The organism is Streptomyces sp. NPDC000348, assembly GCF_042898795.1.
Taxonomy (GTDB): Bacteria; Actinomycetota; Actinomycetes; order Streptomycetales; family Streptomycetaceae; genus Streptomyces.
In genome coordinates, this window is record NZ_JBIAZD010000030.1 from 1 (window position 1) to 13,938 (window position 13,938).

Genomic DNA, 13,938 nt, shown 5'->3' on the forward strand with positions numbered 1-13,938 from the left:
GGCCACGACCCGGCGGGAGAACGCGTCTCTGATGGCCGACAGCCACAGCGGTCCCTCGCCGGTGGGGATCATGGTGAGGTCGGTGACCCACAGCCGGTTCGGTCCGTCGGCGGTGAAGTCGCGCCTGACCAGGTCGGGGGCGGGGTCGGCGTCCGGGGCGCGGCGGGTGAAGCCCTTGCCCGTCCGGCGGGGGCTGATCCCGGCGAGGCCGGCTTCGCGCATGAGCCGTTCGACTCGTTTGCGGCCGGCGTGGACACCCTCGCGCTTCAGGACGGCATGCACGCGGGGTGAGCCGTAGATGCCGCCGGAGTCGGTGTGGATCTGCTGGATCCGCCCGGTCAGCTCGGTGTCCCGGCGGCGCCGTTCGCACGGTTTTTTCCTCGCCTGGCGCCAGCGGTAGTAGGTGGATGAGGGGATGTGCAGTTCCCGGAGGGTGGGCTCGACCTCCAGGTGAGGGTGCTCGTCGAAGAGCGCCGTCACCTGGACCGGGTCGGGTCGAGCTGTGCCGCGAAAAAAGCCGAGGCCGTCCGCAGGATCTCGTTCGACCGCTTGAGCTGGGTGTTCTCCTTGCGCAGCGCGGCCAGCTCGGCGCGTTCGTCGCTGGTGAGCAGATCGTCGCGTTCGCCGGCGTCGGCCTCGGCCTGGCGGATCCAGCCGCGCAGGGCCTCGTGGTGCACACCGATCTCCTCGGCCATGCGGCGGATCACGGGCTTCGGCTCCGCGGCGCGGTACATCCGCACCGCACGCTCACGCAACTCCAGCGGGTACTTCCTCGGCGCAGGCATCAACAGGGCTCCTCTCTGTGAGTCCTATCTGACCTGCTGTCACCACCCCCCGCATCCCGGGGGAACCTCAGTTTCGCGGGTGAAGGCAGGTACGCATCGATCATGCGGCGCAGCGACCGTCCACCGCGATTACCCTTGCCACTCTGGCAAACTTGCAGGACAGGATGGTGGAGCGGCACGTCCGCAAGGGGGCAGAGCGGGTGACAAGCGACGACGTGGCCGACATCCTGGCGGCGATGGGCCCCCGGCTGCGGGCCGCGCGCGAACACCGCGGCTCCACGCTCACCGGCGTCAGCTGCGCGACCGGCATCTCCCCGAGCACGCTGTCCCGGATCGAGACCGGCCGGCGCAAGCCCACCCTGGAAGTGGTGCTGCAGTTGGCGAAGGAATACGGCGTCTCCCTGGACGAGCTGGCCGGCACCGCCCCCGCCGCCGAGCCCCGCACCTCCGCGCTCCAGCGTTTCGGCGACGACAAGGCAGTGCTACCGCTGACCCGGTACGTCGGGGGCCTGCACGCCCACAAACACGTCCTATCCGCCGTCCAGGAACCGCCCGCGCGGCCCCGGCAGGTCTCCCACGACGGCTGGGAATGGCTGTGCGTCCTGTACGGGCGGCTGTGGCTCGCACTCGGCGACCAGGACCTCGTCCTGAGGGCCGGGGACGTCGTCGAGTTCAACACCCGCAATCCCCACGGGGTCGCGAACGTCGGCCCCGGCGGCCCGGTCGAGTACCTGATCATGTTCGGGCCGCAGGGAGAGCGCCTGCGACCGCGCACCCCGCCCGCCCCCGGCCCCAGGGCCCGGTAGCAAGCAGCGAACGAACGGCCTGGCGTCCCGGATACGCCCAGGATGTCAGGCCTCTTCCTCGTCGTCCTCAGCAGCGTCGGGGGCGCGGAAGGGGCGCAGGCCCCGGTCGGGGCCGCCGGCGGTGATGCTGAACAGGTAGCGGCCCAGGAAGTTGATGTGCCTGTCCTTGAGCGGGGAGAGCCTGGCGACGTCCTCGTCCTTGATGTCGTGGCCCTCGGCGCGGAGCTGGGCAACAGCAGCGTCCAAGTAGCGGGTGTTCCACAGCGCGACGGCGTCGAGAACGGGACCCAGACTGGCCAACTGATCCTCCTGGCCCTCGCAGTAAGCCCGTCGGATCTGGCCCCGGCCGCCGTGGCACATCGCGCGGGCCAGTCGGGGCGGGACTCCTGCACGGTCAGCTGCCGGTTCATGAGCCGCCGGTAGGCGCCGTCCACCGGGTCGACCCGGGCGAGTAGGTGCATGGTCGTGTCGATCCGCCCGTACTCGGCGAACGCGACCCCAGCGGGGTGGGGTGGCCCTCACGGCCGCACATCCGCAACAGGTCATAGGCCCGGACCTGGTTCGTGATGAGCGCCCCAGCGACGGGGGCGGTATGGGTCCTGCCCGGGGGCACGGGCGGAGCCACCACCCGAGGCAGCTACCTGATCATCGCCCCTTCCGTGGGCTTCTCCCAGCGGGAGAACACCCTCCTCGGCGGCAACGGACTCCTCGGAGTGATCTGACCTGGGCCCTTACCGGCTCGGCTCCGGGCGGGCCGTGATCATCGACGGCGGGTGGTGCAGGTGTGGCGTGGTCATGAGCGGCCGGTGGTGGAACAGGTCGTCCCGTGCCGGGCCGCGACCCGGCACCGCCCGCAATCAGTCCCCGCAAGCGGTGATCGGTCTGCGTGACGGCGCCCATGAGGGCCAGGCACGACTCGTCCCATGGGCCCTCAGTACGGCGCGGGACTTTGCCGCGGGAGATGCCGCTGACAAGCCTCCTGTTCGTCAGCGATGCTCCAGGCGGCCCGCACGGAGTCTCATGCGCGCTGGTAAACCGATGGCGGCCAGCCTGCTGTAGCAGTAGACCGCCACCCGCACGTTCCGAGACCGGTTGACATACGGCTTTGGATGACGTCAGCGTTCGTCACCGGGAGTTCAGGCGGGTGTCGTGGCGTCGGCGGCCGCCAGGCGGATACTGACCGGGAAGGCGTGGGTCGTGATGGCTTCCACGTTGTTCGATGTGCTGGGGGACGAGTGGTTCTGTGTGGCCGCGGTCCGGGGTCTGGGGGAGGCGGACGTGTTGGCCAGGCTGGGTGCCGTTGGCCCGGATCCGCTGCCCCGGTATCCCATCGACGGTGTGGCTGAGCACTTCGGCCCGGACAGCTGGGCGGTGCGGGTGTGCTGCCCGGAAGGGGCGGGTTGGGCGTATGTGTTCGATGCGCTTCCGCAGATGGGTGTCCCGTTCAGGAAGCCGGTGCTCAAGGAGCTGTCCAGGAGTACGGAAGCGGTGTCCGTGTGGAAGTTCCTCGACGGTCCCGTTCGTGTGGCGCACGCCCGCGACGGGGAGATCCTCGCCCTGTTCGACTGGGGGAGGTTCGACCCGGCGTCCGGGAAGGAACCGGACCGGCTCAACCAGGCCCTGGAGCGGGTCGGCTTCTTCCTGGACGAGCCGGATGACGACTTCTCCAGCCCGGCTGCCGCACTGGAAGCGGTCGAGAGCGAGTTCGGCCTGGCGGTAAATCCGCAGGAAGTGGCAGGGCCGCTGCCAACGGTGCGCTTGCCGATAATCTCATCCGGTGGTAGGTGACCAGCGTCAGCAGTTCGGGCGTCACGCCGTCACCGGCCGGGCCCGGAGCGGGCGTCACGGTGCGGGAGTCGGGTACGGACGGCAGAGCGTCCCGGATTTGCTGCAGACCCTCAGCCTGGTGCAGGCCACGAGGGATCTCGCTGCGCCGTTGGGGGCGCCTTCGCGGGTGGGGTGAGGTCATGGGCGGTGCCGTTCTTCCGGCCGGCCCCACGATCCTGCACCGGTCGAGCAGCCGGGACCGCACGGCGGAACGCTGTGAGTGACGCGGCGCGTCTGAGACCTGCCTGTCCGCGTCAGTCGTGAGCTGACGCGGCACTCGGCCGGGCGCCATCACAGCCCGACAGAAAGGGGCGGCACCACCCGGACAGCGACGAACGTCCCACCCAGGTCACGGAACGGCGGTTCCCTGGGACTGAGTCCTTGCAGGGCGGGAGTCCTGAGGTCTCGGCCGGGCCCTCCTGCGTGGAATAGCATCGTGACATCCGGATGGTACCGCTGGTACCGTCGGTGCCATGTCGGATCCCAAGGCGATGAATCTGCGTTTTCCTGACCCCGCGCAGCGGGCGGCCATCGCGGCGGCCGCCAAGCAGGCGGGGGTCAGCATGCAGGAGTACATCCTCTCGGCCGCCTACGACCGGGCGACCGCCGTCGAGCGGAAGTTCCTGGACGGTTTCCAGGCGTCCATGGCCCGCAGCGGCGCGGCTTTTGCAGCCGATCCCAGCAGTCTGGACCCCAGCGCCGAGCAGCGTGCGGCCGAGCAGGAAGCACAGCGGGAACTCGGACAGCACCAGGAGCGGGGCCACGCCGCGTGATCCAGCCGGAACCGCTCCACCCGCTCGACGTCACATTCCTGCTGCACGCCGCCGAGCTGCTCGAGGGTGATCCGCAGGTCGACGACTTGGGGCCGCTGTATGCGGCCGTCACCCGGGTCAACGCCCGGGTGATGGAGCGGGACATCTACGGATCGCTGCACCTCAAGGCCGCCGCCCTGCTGCACACCCTGGCGAAGCTGCCGTGCCTGGAGCACTCGAATGAGGCGTTCGCCTGGCACGCGACCGAGGCCTATCTGGCCCTCAACGCGCATGCTCTCGACTACCCGCCCAAGGCCGCCGTCGCGCTGGTACGCGACGCCGCCTCGGGAGCGCTCGGCGTCGCCCGGATCGCCCGGCAACTGCGCGACTGGACTGCCACCTGACCCAGCAGCCGGTCCCCGGCAAGTCAGGACTGGCCAGGTCGATGATGCACCTGTCCAGCGACAGCGGATCGGCCTGCTTGTGATCGTGCTGCACTCACCGCGTCACGTCATCGAGCCGGTCCCCCGGCGCCGCGGGCGAGGCATCGAACGTGGCCGCCTTGCGCAGGAGCGCACGGTTCGGGTGGGCGCGGCTGGCACACCGCGAGACTCATCCCCCGGGAACGTGCCGTATGTCCCAGGCTCCCGGCCGGCGGGGAGTGCCCCGTACCGGGCCGGTGCGGGGCAGTCCCAGGGTCATGGAACCGGCGGCACGGGGCCGCGGCCGGTGTTCCTTCGCAGCTCCTGGCAGGCGGACCGGATCTCTTGCAGGAGGGTTCGGTAGTCCTCGCCGTAGGCGGTCACGGCCGCGTACGCCGCGTCCAGGGCCGCCTGGAGCGGGTCGGCTTCGGCGGCGCCGAGCAGCGCGGGCAGGGCCATGTGGGGCTGGGACATCCGCAGGGACGGGTCCGGCTCGCCGAACGTGACCCTCATCGTGTGCGGCATCGTTTCCCCGGGCTGCGGTGTCGGTGGTGCGGCACGGTCCGGCGGCTTCACGAGGGCGGCCGCGGGACCTGTGATCCGCGGGAGCGAGGTGGGCTTGGGCATCGGCGTGTGCGCGTCATTGCGGGCGGGTGGCTGGAAGGGGGGCTGCTTGGGCGGAACGGCCCGGCCGACGGTTCTGTCGGGGACACGTGGGTCTGCTTCCAGAGCCCGCCACGCCTGGGCCGGATCGTGGAGGGGTGGTGGCAGCGGGCGGCCCTCGGCCAGGGCGGTGAGACCTGCGGCGATCCAGTCGAGGCCGGTGAGTCCGGCCGCCTCACAGGCGCGGCGTGCGGCCAGCAGCGCTGTTGTCCGCTGGGTCTCGGGTGTGGCGGCGTCGATGGCGTGGACGAGGGCCGGGTCGAAGGCGAGCAGGCCGCGCACGTTGCCACCGACCTCGCGCAGGGCGCGGCTCGGCGTTCGTCCGCCCCACTGCCACCGTTCGTGGGCGAGCCGGCGTTCTTCCTCGGCTTGCTCCCGCGCGAGGCGGGCCCGGCGTTCGGCTTCGGCGCGTTCGGCCGGTGTGGGTGGAGGGGGCTGCCGACGGGCGTAGTTGTGCCAGTACGCGGCAGTCGCCGAGGTCTGTTTCAGGACGCGGTCCGGTGCGGGGGGAGCGGGCCAGAACTGCAGCAAGTAGCGGTCCAGTTCCGGCTCGTCGTCCAGCCGGGTGTCCTGGCGGTGTGCCTCGTCCATGCCCCGGGCGCAGTAGCGCACCCGGTAGTCCGTCTCTTCCAGGCCGAGGTCCCAGGAGGCCTCCCCCGCCCACTGCACGAGAGCGCTGCCGGCCGAGACCGGGCGGAAGGACGCCTCCACGACGTCCTCCCACGCCGGATCCAGCGGCGGGGCCTGGTCGTGCACCTCGACGGTGAAGCCGACGCTGCCCGTGTGCAGCCCGGTCGACAACCACAGCGCGCCCGGTACCGCGGCCCCGCACAGCCCGGCGCTCTGCCCGGCAAAAGACTCCCGGAGGTCCGGGCCGAAGCTGTCCGGATCACTCTCGACGTGGATCTGGCCGTAGTGCACGTGGACTTCGCCCTCAACTGGCCTGCGCACCCTCATCCCCTCGCCGCCGGGAACGCCTGATACCCGGCAACCTACGGCACGGCACTGACACGGCGCCGTGCCGATCCCGGCGCCGCCAACTGGCCCTGCTGAATGTGAATGGGTGATGTCGGGCTGGTGAGATTTGCTGCTGATCCGCCAGGATCTGGGCGTGCCGAAGCACGAAGCGGAACTGGTGGCCATGTTGCGCCAGCTCGATGACCCCGAGTGGCTGGAGCGGCCCCGGGACTACGACCGTGGTGAGACCGGCGCATTGTTCAACGACCTCGTGGCCCGCCTTGAGGACGACTTCGCCACACCGTGTGTCAGTGAGCGGGATGCACAGGATTCCAGTGAGTACGGGCGGGTCACCGTGCCACCAGAGGCGACGGTGTGCGGAACCCGGATCGTCGTCTGCGTGAGCAAGTTCGGCTCCCTGGCGCTGGTCTGCGCCGACGACCCCGGCGCCTTCCTCGGCACCGGGGAAGCACAAGCGGAGGGCGAGTTGGACGCTGCGGATCTGGACAAGGTCTGCGGGACTTTGGCCGACCTCGGATACACGATCGTGCCCGAGGAGCTACTGGAGTGCGACTACGCCGGACCGAGCCGGCTGCCCCGGCATGTCCAGTGACCCACCTGGTGGCACCGCTTCTTCGGAATCTTCTGACGACTGCACGGCGAGGGACAGGCCGGTGCCGACGAGGCAGCCGCCGACCACGGCGGGGCTGTGGCGGACAAGACCTGGAGAGGTCACACACCACCGCCCCGCCGCAGAAGCGGCCCGCCCCGCCCACGAACCGCCACAACCCCAACCACACAGGTCAGCACACCGCGCAAACCACGACGGCGGATCACACACCACCAGACCCGGGGCACATCAGAGCCTCCATCAGACCCGGAGCGGTTCAGTCTTCCCCGTGGGGTGCCTGCGGCCGGCGGTCCGCGCCCATGCGACGAGCCCGTGCTCGCGAGCCGAGCGGAGCCGAATGCGGGCGGCGGATTCCGGGAGCCGCGCACACGTGGGAACCGTGCGCAGTGGGCAGAGCGCAGGGGCGGGCCCGATCAGTTGGCCGACGTGTTCCGTGTCATCTCGGCTGCCTCGGTGATGGCGCGTTGTCTGAGATCGCCGAACAGCTGCATCGTGACGGCGGCCAGGACGTCGTCCCCGCCAACAGTCCGCCCGTCCCCGCGGCGGGTGGACAGGGCGAGGAGGGGGTCCTTGAGCAGCGGGGCCGGGGCTGGCTCGCCCGGCACCACCAGACTGACCGTCCCGAACCGTTTGACCCCGCCCTCCCGGACGACCTTGGCCGCGTCCCGGGCCAGGGCTGTCAGGAACACGCTCGCGATTCCGTCCAGGTCGCGGACCATCGCCGGGACCGCCCTCGCTCCCCGGCTCCTCAGCAGCCTTCTCACCCCGGCCTCGAACCGGTGGGCGCCAGCCACACCACTCGGTGTACGCGCCCCGCGGCGCTCACGAAGAGACACGAGCGCACCATCGGCGTTGCGCACCTCGCCCATCAGGCCGTGGAAGGTCGGGCTGTGCAGGTACCACGCCGATCCCACCTCCACCTCGACGTTCCGGTCGATCGCCGAGATGAGGTCCTTGGGAACCAGTCTCTTCCTGGCCTCCTCGGCCGCTGCGCTTCTCGCGCCGTCGATGATCTCCGTCAGCACGGTCCGCGTCACCGACGCGGCGGCCCACGCGGCCGGCCGGGAGACGTGCAACGAGGTCACGTCCCTGAACACCGCTTTGACGAGCTGAGGCTTGAACGGCAGGTCGGTCACGACGGAAGCGGTCTGCGGACCGCTGCGCTCGGTGCGTAGGGGTTGTGTGGTCATCGAAGAATGTGCTTTCTGCTGTCGGAGGTGTCAGTGGCCCATGCCGCACCGGGCGGCGAGACCACAGAGCTCTGCGGAGGGCGCCGAGCCGGCACAGGGCCTGCCGGGCGGGACCGCCGGCACACAGAGGTGCAGGCGGCCCCGCCCGGATTCTCGGCGTTTCGGCGACCGGGCGTGCGGCAGGGGGTGCCACCCGGGCGACGTGCTGTGGTGCGGCACCGTGCCGGTCAGGCGACCTGGTACCTGCCGACTTCCAGGAAGTGGCGCAGTGCTTCGGGTGTGTTGTCGTCCAGGGCGGCGTTGGCTGCCGCGCGCAGGGCCGGGCTGATGGACGGGTCGGCGAGGATGCGGGCGATGGCGACGCGGTCGTCCTCGGCCTGGGCGATCCGGTAGCCGGTCTCCAGCCAGGCGCGCATCGCGTCGGAGTCGTTGGCGTCCAGAAGGGCGTTGACCTCGGCGATGACGCGCCGGCCGCTGTCGGGGTCGGCGAGCAGGCGCGTGATGGCGACGCGGTCGTCCTCGGCCTGGGCGATCCGGTAGCCGGTCTCCAGCCAGGCGCGCATCGCCTCGGGGTCGTTGGCGTCCAGGAGGGCGTTGGCTTCTCGTGTCACACGCCGGCCGCTGCCCGGGTCGGCGAGGATACGGACTATGGCCACCCTCAGGTCGTCGGCGTCCGGCTCGTCCGCGGACGAGGACACCGCGGGCACCGTCACCGCGGTCGGTGCCGCCGTGGCGGCGAAGGACGGGGTGGCGAGCAGGAGAGCCGGGGCGAGGATGGCCACGGCGATGCCGGGCGCTACGCGATGCAGCCGCAAGGGGAATGCTCCTCTTCGTTTGCTACGGAGGTGAGTTGAGGACGCCTCAGGGCGTTCACTTCGGTGATGCTGCCACCTGGGTCTGACAATGGCAGTTGCCCCGCTGCGGTCGCTGCTGCTCAAGGCCTGCGGTCTGCGCATCGTGATGCAGAAGCTCGACCCGTACCTCAACGTCACCCCGGGAACGATGAACCCCTTCCAGCACGGCGGGGTGTTCGTCACCAACGACGGTGCCGAGACCGGCCTGGACTGTCGTGCGAGCCGGGGAAGTGTCCCATAGACGACGGATCCGATGATCAAGGAGACGCCTGACATGAGCGAGACCATCAGCGAGCACGAGTAGGTGGAGGAACCGGTCGTCGAGTCGGCCGCGGAGGCGGTATCGGACGAGCAGTTGATCTCGATGCTGGTCGGCCGTGCCCGTTCCGACGGGCTGCAGCTGACCGGGGAGGGAGGGCTGCTGCAGCAGCTGACCAAGCGGGTGCTGGAGTCCGCCCTGGAGGGCGAGATCACCGACCACGTCGGCTATGACAAGCACGACGTGGCGGGCCGGAACAGCGGCAACTCCCGGAACGGCACCCGGTCGAAGACCGTGCCGGCGGATGTCGGTCCGGTCGAGGTGAAGGTGCCCCGCGACACCGCCGGCACCTTTGAGCCGCAACTGGTGAAGAAGCGGCAGCGTCGGCTGACCGGTGCCGACGAGATGGTGCTCTCGCTGTCCGCGAAGGGGCTGACGCACGGGGAGATATCGGCTCATCTGGCCGAGGTGTACGGCGCGGAGGTGTCCAAGCAGACCATTTCCACGATCACCGACGCGGTGATGGAGGGCATGGCGGAATGGCAGGCCCGCCCGCTCGATCGCATCTATCCGGTCGTCTTCGTGGATGCCATCAACGTGAAGATTCGGGTTCTGTCGACGATCTTGTGATCCGGACGGATGAGCTTGTCGCTCCGCCTGTTCGCGATCATGCATCGCGTGCTCTCGTGATGTGCTCCTCGAGCTGTTTCCGTACCTGTCCGCGTTGCTGATCGAGGAGGTCGAACGACGGCCGGACCAGGTAGTACTGAGAGCGCGGGTGCGGGCGACGACTGAGGCCTGCCGGTGCGGCCAGAGCTCGACCCGGGTGCACGGTCGGTACGTACGCAGGCTGCGTGATGTCGCCGTTGGCGGGCTCGGTGTCGTGATCGAGTTATGCGTCCGCCGCTTCCGCTGCGAGAACCCTGCCTGCACGGCGGTGACGTTCGCCGAGCAGGTCCTGGGACTGGCCACCCCGCACAGTCGGCATACCCCGCTGCCGCGCGAGATGTTGACGCAGATCGGGCTGGCCCTGGCCGGCCGGGCAGGAGCCCGACTGGCGTCCGCGGTCGGCCTCACCATAGGCCGGGACACGCTGTTGCGACTGGTCAGATCCCTGCCCGAGCCGGAAATCGGCAAGGTGGAGATCCTCGGCGTCGACGACTTCGCTTTCCGCAAGGGCCGCCACTACGGCACGGTATTGATCGACATGGCCACCCACCGGCCGCTGCACCTCTACGACGGCCGCGACGGGGAGGACCTGGCTGCCTGGCTCCGCTTGCGGGCTTCGCCCGCAACCTCCGCCGCGACTTCGACGCCGTCCGCAACGGACTGTCCCTGCCCCACAACTCCGGTGCCGTCGAGGGCAACGTCAACCGACTGAAAATGCTGAAACGCCAGATGTTCGGCCGCGCCAGCCTTGATCTCCTTCGCAAACGCGTTCTGCTCACACGATGAGCCCCAACCCACCGGATCACAAGATCGTCGACAGAACCAAGGTCAGGGACGGGCAGGTCGCCAACCGTCCGGTCTACATGGCGGTGGCAGTCACCGCCGAGGGGCACCGGGACATCCTGGGCTGGTGGCTCGGCGACGGCGGTGAGGGGCGCCAAGTGCTGGCTCCAGGTCCTGACCGAGATCAAGAACCGCGGCGCGGCCGACGTCCTGATGCTGGTCTGCGACGGTCCGACCGGGCCCCCGGACGCCGTGAACACCGTCTGGCCTGCGACGATCGTCCAGACCTGTGTCGTTCACCTGCTGAGGAACAGCTTTCGTTATGCGGCCCGGCAGGACTGGGAGAAGAGCGCGAAGGCGCTCAGGCCCCTCGACACCGCGCCGACCGAGGAGGTCGTGCTGGAGCGGTTCGTGGAGTTCACCGACGCCTGGGGCGGGAAGTATCCGGCGATCGTCCGGCTCCGGGAGGCGGCCTGGACGGAGTTCGTGCCCTTCCTCCGGTTCGACGTGGAGATCCGCAGGATCGTCTGCACCACCAACGCGATCGAGGGCGTCAACGCACGGATCCGCAAGGCCGTCCGGGCCCGGGGACACTTCCCCACCGACCGGGCCGCCCTCAGATGCGTCTACCTGGCCGTCATGAGCCCGGACCCGACCGGCACCGGACGCAAACGCTGGACCATGCGCTGGAAGGCCGCACTCCAAGCCTTCGACATCGCCTTCGACGGCCGGCTCACCGCCGGACGCCGCTGAAGAAAACCGACCGAGTTCCACCGTTCACTACACAGACCCCCTCTTCGGCGCCGAGGTCTACGCGATCTTCGAGGCAGTCCTCAGCTGATCCGTGCCGTCGAGTTCGGATATGGGCGTTCGGACGTCACCGAGGAGAAGGAGCGGTAGGGGAAGCAGCACCGTGGCTGTGACGGCCGTCCACAGAATCGGTCCGGAACCGACGGCGACCGCCGCGATTCCGCCCAGCGTGAGCCCGGCCGGGCGCAATGCGTACGTACCGGTGGTGTCCCAGGACGTGACCCTGCCCTGGGCCTCCTGCGGTACCACTCGGCCGATGGTGGTGAACCACAGCACTCCGATGACGGCCTCGCAGGCCCCGCTCAGGACGGACGTGGTGACCACGACCGTGAGGGGCGCGCCGAGAGCCAGCGCCAGTGGTGTGGTCACGAGGGGGAAGATGAGCACCGCCACCCCGAGTAGGGGTCTTCGGACGGTGAACCGGGCGGCCGCCAGACCGCCCAGAACAGCTCCCAGCCCGGAGGCGGCGATGAGCCAGGAGTAGCCGCGGGCTCCCCCGTACAGGTCCTCGGCGAGCAGCGGTTTCAGGGTCACCAGAGGCGCGGAGACGAGAAGTTCGAAACCGCCGAACACCGCGATCGTTCCCCACAGCCACGGACGCCGTGTCAGTTCGGACCAGCCTTCCCGCAGTTCCCGGACGAAGCCGGGCGCTCTGGTCCGCCCTCCCTGCCGGCGGTCAGACGGCTTTGCCCGTGCACGGATCCGTACGACGAGGAGGGCGCTGCAGGCGAAGGTCGCGGCGTCCACCGCGATCGTCCAGGCTGCCCCGATCAGCGGAACGAGTATCCCTCCGAGGAGAGGAGCGACGATCCTCGTCATGGACATGAGTGTGCTGCGCTTGGCATTCGCCCGCTGGAGGTCGTCCCGGTCGACGATCTGCGTCAGCAGGGCCCGTGATGCAGGCCCGGAGAAAGACCCTGCAGCACTGCCGGCGAACGCCAGTACGGCGAGTATGGGCACGGACATGACCCCCGCCGCGAGGCCGGCTGCCGTGCCTGCCTGAATGATGAAGCTGACGCTGTCGGCGGCGATCATCACGCGCCGGGGCGCATGACGGTCGGCGAACACGCCTCCCAGGGCGCTGCAGGCGACCACCCCGCCGAACCCCGCTGCCAGAACGGTCCCGACCTCGGACGGGCCACCGCCCAGTGGGCCCAGGACCGCGAAGATGACGGCGACCGGCTCCATGAGCGATCCCGCCGCCGAGCAGGTCAGGGCCGTCAGCAGCAGCCGGAGGTCGCGGGCGGCGGAAGACGGCCGGAACATTACGCAGCCGCCCCGTCCGCTTCGCGCACCTTGCCCGTCCCGAGGCGTCCCGACCGGTAGTGCCGGTCCAGGAGGAGGGCGTCCAAGGTGTCCGTGAACGTCTGCCGCACATGGGGGTCGACCTGGCCGTTCGCGGTGTATCCGCACGCGACCCAGCGGGAGGAGATGACGCTCTCCGGGAGATAGCCCCGGGTCACGTCCCCCACCTCCATGCCTTTCTGGCCTGCGGACTCCCAGCAGCTGTACAGGACGCCGTTGGCATTCACCGTCGCGCCTGTCCGTCCGCTTGTTTCCCCGCAGGTGGCGCAGGTGCTGTAGGTCGGCCGGGGCAGTGGGAATCCTGCTTCGCCGACTCTCCCGTACAGGTCCGCGACCTGCTCGGCCACGGCGCGCGAGTGCTCCACGGTGCCGGCGAAACCGATCCCGGGATCGTGGACGAGGGCGAAGTAGATGCCGAACCTGGCCGGGTCGAGGCGCCCGGACAGCCGGTCGACGAGCCGGTCGGCGCCCTTGATCGATTCGGCGGTCAGGTTCACCCGCAACTGCCAACGGATGTCGGTTTTCTGGGACACCTCGGCCAGGTTGTCCAGGATCCGGGCGAAGGTACCACGGCCGCCGATGGTGATGCGTGACCGATCGTGGGATTCGGCGTCACCGTCGAAAGTCACCTGCACATCCCGAAGTCCAGCTTCTTCCAGTGCCTTCATCTGCGGCACCGTGAAGAGTGTCCCGTTCGAAATCATGGATGCCCGGGCCAGCCCGATCTCACCGGCTCCTCGCAACAGGCGCAGACACTGGTCCATGTACATGGTCGGCTCTCCACCAAACAGCATGACGTCCAATGCCTTCTTGCCGTTCTGGGCCAGCTGCCGCTTCGCGAATTCCAGGATCTCGCCCGTGCGGTCCTCGTCGATCGACATGCCGGCGATGCGCAGCGGTATGCCGGTCTGGCCGGTGGCCGGGAGCTCGGTGTTCTGGAAGCAGTAGGCGCAGGCGAGGTTGCACCGGGTCGTGACCAGCACCGTCAGCTGGTACGCGTCGCGCTCGACGGTCGGGGACAGATCCGCGTCCCTGACGAGTTGTTCTGCCTCGGGGACAAGCTCCCGATCTGCCGTCACCGCGGCCAGGGGAAGCCTCGCAATGCTGCGCGTCCCTATGGCCCAATAACAATCCGCGCCACGGATGATCCGCATCCGTGGAATACTGTCCAGGCTGGTCAACGAAAGCCTCCTCGTCCGTCAACGGTGATGGTGCGGAGATGCTG

Annotated in this window: 13 protein-coding genes and 6 pseudogenes; 11 read left to right on the forward strand and 8 right to left on the reverse strand. The window is 69.5% G+C overall.

Features of this window, described 5'->3' with window-relative positions:
• Both ACFY3N_RS34530 and ACFY3N_RS34535 read right to left on the reverse strand, forming a co-directional pair.
• The coding region (locus ACFY3N_RS34530; protein ID WP_390820756.1) for an IS3 family transposase at positions 1 to 480 on the reverse strand (480 nt) is incomplete at its 3' end.
• A complete protein-coding gene (locus ACFY3N_RS34535; RefSeq protein ID WP_390820757.1) occupies positions 477 to 785 on the reverse strand; it encodes a transposase in 309 nt (102 codons plus the stop codon). The genes ACFY3N_RS34530 and ACFY3N_RS34535, both read right to left, overlap by 4 nt.
• 200 nt (positions 786 to 985) lie before the next feature.
• Here ACFY3N_RS34535 and ACFY3N_RS34540 point away from each other — a divergent pair, with 200 nt between their 5' ends.
• Complete coding sequence (locus tag ACFY3N_RS34540) at positions 986 to 1,591, forward strand: helix-turn-helix domain-containing protein (RefSeq protein WP_390820783.1); 606 nt, start codon at positions 986 to 988, stop codon at positions 1,589 to 1,591.
• A gap of 45 nt (positions 1,592 to 1,636) precedes the next feature.
• On the opposite strand, the pseudogene ACFY3N_RS34545 reads toward ACFY3N_RS34540, so the two are convergent.
• Positions 1,637 to 2,174: pseudogene (locus tag ACFY3N_RS34545) on the reverse strand (Tn3 family transposase); the annotation flags it as partial.
• Between ACFY3N_RS34545 and ACFY3N_RS34550 the strand changes: the two are divergent.
• The 4 genes from ACFY3N_RS34550 to ACFY3N_RS34565 all read left to right on the forward strand — a co-directional run bounded on the left by ACFY3N_RS34550 (position 2,158) and on the right by ACFY3N_RS34565 (position 4,574).
• On the forward strand, positions 2,158 to 2,313 hold the full coding sequence (locus tag ACFY3N_RS34550) for a hypothetical protein (RefSeq protein WP_390820786.1): 156 nt from the start codon (positions 2,158 to 2,160) through the stop codon (positions 2,311 to 2,313). The pseudogene ACFY3N_RS34545 and the gene ACFY3N_RS34550 overlap by 17 nt on opposite strands.
• A gap of 427 nt (positions 2,314 to 2,740) precedes the next feature.
• A complete protein-coding gene (locus ACFY3N_RS34555; RefSeq protein ID WP_390820758.1) occupies positions 2,741 to 3,379 on the forward strand; it encodes a DUF6461 domain-containing protein in 639 nt (212 codons plus the stop codon).
• 512 nt (positions 3,380 to 3,891) lie between these two features.
• Positions 3,892 to 4,191 carry a DUF1778 domain-containing protein gene (locus tag ACFY3N_RS34560; protein WP_390820759.1) on the forward strand — a complete coding sequence of 100 codons (300 nt, stop codon included), beginning with the start codon at positions 3,892 to 3,894 and terminating at the stop codon, positions 4,189 to 4,191.
• Positions 4,188 to 4,574 (forward strand): fic family toxin-antitoxin system, toxin component, encoded by a 387-nt coding sequence (locus tag ACFY3N_RS34565; protein ID WP_390820760.1) that lies wholly within the window; start codon positions 4,188 to 4,190, stop codon positions 4,572 to 4,574. The genes ACFY3N_RS34560 and ACFY3N_RS34565 overlap by 4 nt, the downstream gene beginning before the upstream one ends.
• A 294-nt stretch (positions 4,575 to 4,868) precedes the next feature.
• Here the strand turns inward: ACFY3N_RS34565 and ACFY3N_RS34570 are convergent, their stop codons facing one another.
• The gene (locus ACFY3N_RS34570; RefSeq protein ID WP_390820761.1) at positions 4,869 to 6,212 is read right to left on the reverse strand and encodes a hypothetical protein; all 1,344 of its coding nucleotides are present in this window, start codon (positions 6,210 to 6,212) and stop codon (positions 4,869 to 4,871) included.
• Positions 6,213 to 6,339: 127 nt separating this feature from the next.
• Between ACFY3N_RS34570 and ACFY3N_RS34575 the strand changes: the two genes are divergently transcribed.
• On the forward strand, positions 6,340 to 6,825 hold the full coding sequence (locus ACFY3N_RS34575) for a hypothetical protein (RefSeq protein ID WP_390820762.1): 486 nt from the start codon (positions 6,340 to 6,342) through the stop codon (positions 6,823 to 6,825).
• Positions 6,826 to 7,256: 431 nt separating this feature from the next.
• Here the strand turns inward: ACFY3N_RS34575 and ACFY3N_RS34580 are convergent, their stop codons facing one another.
• Together ACFY3N_RS34580 and ACFY3N_RS34585 are read right to left on the reverse strand one after the other, a co-directional pair.
• On the reverse strand, positions 7,257 to 8,033 hold the full coding sequence (locus tag ACFY3N_RS34580; protein ID WP_390820763.1) for a hypothetical protein: 777 nt from the start codon (positions 8,031 to 8,033) through the stop codon (positions 7,257 to 7,259).
• 227 nt (positions 8,034 to 8,260) lie between these two features.
• On the reverse strand, positions 8,261 to 8,848 hold the full coding sequence (locus ACFY3N_RS34585; RefSeq protein WP_390820764.1) for an ALF repeat-containing protein: 588 nt from the start codon (positions 8,846 to 8,848) through the stop codon (positions 8,261 to 8,263).
• A gap of 88 nt (positions 8,849 to 8,936) precedes the next feature.
• Between ACFY3N_RS34585 and ACFY3N_RS34590 the strand changes: the two are divergent.
• The 5 pseudogenes from ACFY3N_RS34590 to ACFY3N_RS34610 form a co-directional block, all read left to right on the forward strand.
• A pseudogene (locus tag ACFY3N_RS34590) lies at positions 8,937 to 9,098 on the forward strand (hypothetical protein); the annotation flags it as partial.
• Positions 9,099 to 9,251: 153 nt separating this feature from the next.
• Positions 9,252 to 9,755 (forward strand): annotated as a pseudogene (locus tag ACFY3N_RS34595) (transposase); the annotation flags it as partial.
• Positions 9,756 to 9,924: 169 nt separating this feature from the next.
• A pseudogene (locus tag ACFY3N_RS34600) lies at positions 9,925 to 10,056 on the forward strand (transposase family protein); the annotation flags it as partial.
• Positions 10,057 to 10,427: 371 nt separating this feature from the next.
• Positions 10,428 to 10,601, forward strand: a pseudogene (locus ACFY3N_RS34605) (ISL3 family transposase); the annotation flags it as partial.
• Between the two features lie 38 nt (positions 10,602 to 10,639).
• Positions 10,640 to 11,351, forward strand: a pseudogene (locus tag ACFY3N_RS34610) (IS256 family transposase); the annotation flags it as partial.
• Between the two features lie 57 nt (positions 11,352 to 11,408).
• Here the strand turns inward: ACFY3N_RS34610 and ACFY3N_RS34615 are convergent.
• Both ACFY3N_RS34615 and ACFY3N_RS34620 read right to left on the reverse strand, forming a co-directional pair.
• On the reverse strand, positions 11,409 to 12,674 hold the full coding sequence (locus tag ACFY3N_RS34615) for an MFS transporter (RefSeq protein ID WP_390820765.1): 1,266 nt from the start codon (positions 12,672 to 12,674) through the stop codon (positions 11,409 to 11,411).
• Positions 12,674 to 13,894 carry a radical SAM protein gene (locus ACFY3N_RS34620; RefSeq protein ID WP_390820766.1) on the reverse strand — a complete coding sequence of 407 codons (1,221 nt, stop codon included), beginning with the start codon at positions 13,892 to 13,894 and terminating at the stop codon, positions 12,674 to 12,676. Before ACFY3N_RS34620 ends, ACFY3N_RS34615 begins: the two co-directional genes overlap by 1 nt.
• Positions 13,895 to 13,938 lie beyond the last annotated feature (44 nt).

What these genes read in the sequence shown, in the direction of transcription:
- ACFY3N_RS34535 (WP_390820757.1), bottom strand. Translation starts at nt 785, where the DNA reads ATGCCTGCGCCGAGGAAGTACCCGCTGGAGTTGCGTGAGCGTGCGGTG.
- ACFY3N_RS34550 (WP_390820786.1), top strand. Translation starts at nt 2,158, where the DNA reads ATGAGCGCCCCAGCGACGGGGGCGGTATGGGTCCTGCCCGGGGGCACG.
- ACFY3N_RS34560 (WP_390820759.1), top strand. Translation starts at nt 3,892, where the DNA reads ATGTCGGATCCCAAGGCGATGAATCTGCGTTTTCCTGACCCCGCGCAG.
- ACFY3N_RS34570 (WP_390820761.1), bottom strand. Translation starts at nt 6,212, where the DNA reads ATGAGGGTGCGCAGGCCAGTTGAGGGCGAAGTCCACGTGCACTACGGC.
- ACFY3N_RS34580 (WP_390820763.1), bottom strand. Translation starts at nt 8,033, where the DNA reads ATGACCACACAACCCCTACGCACCGAGCGCAGCGGTCCGCAGACCGCT.
- ACFY3N_RS34615 (WP_390820765.1), bottom strand. Translation starts at nt 12,674, where the DNA reads ATGTTCCGGCCGTCTTCCGCCGCCCGCGACCTCCGGCTGCTGCTGACG.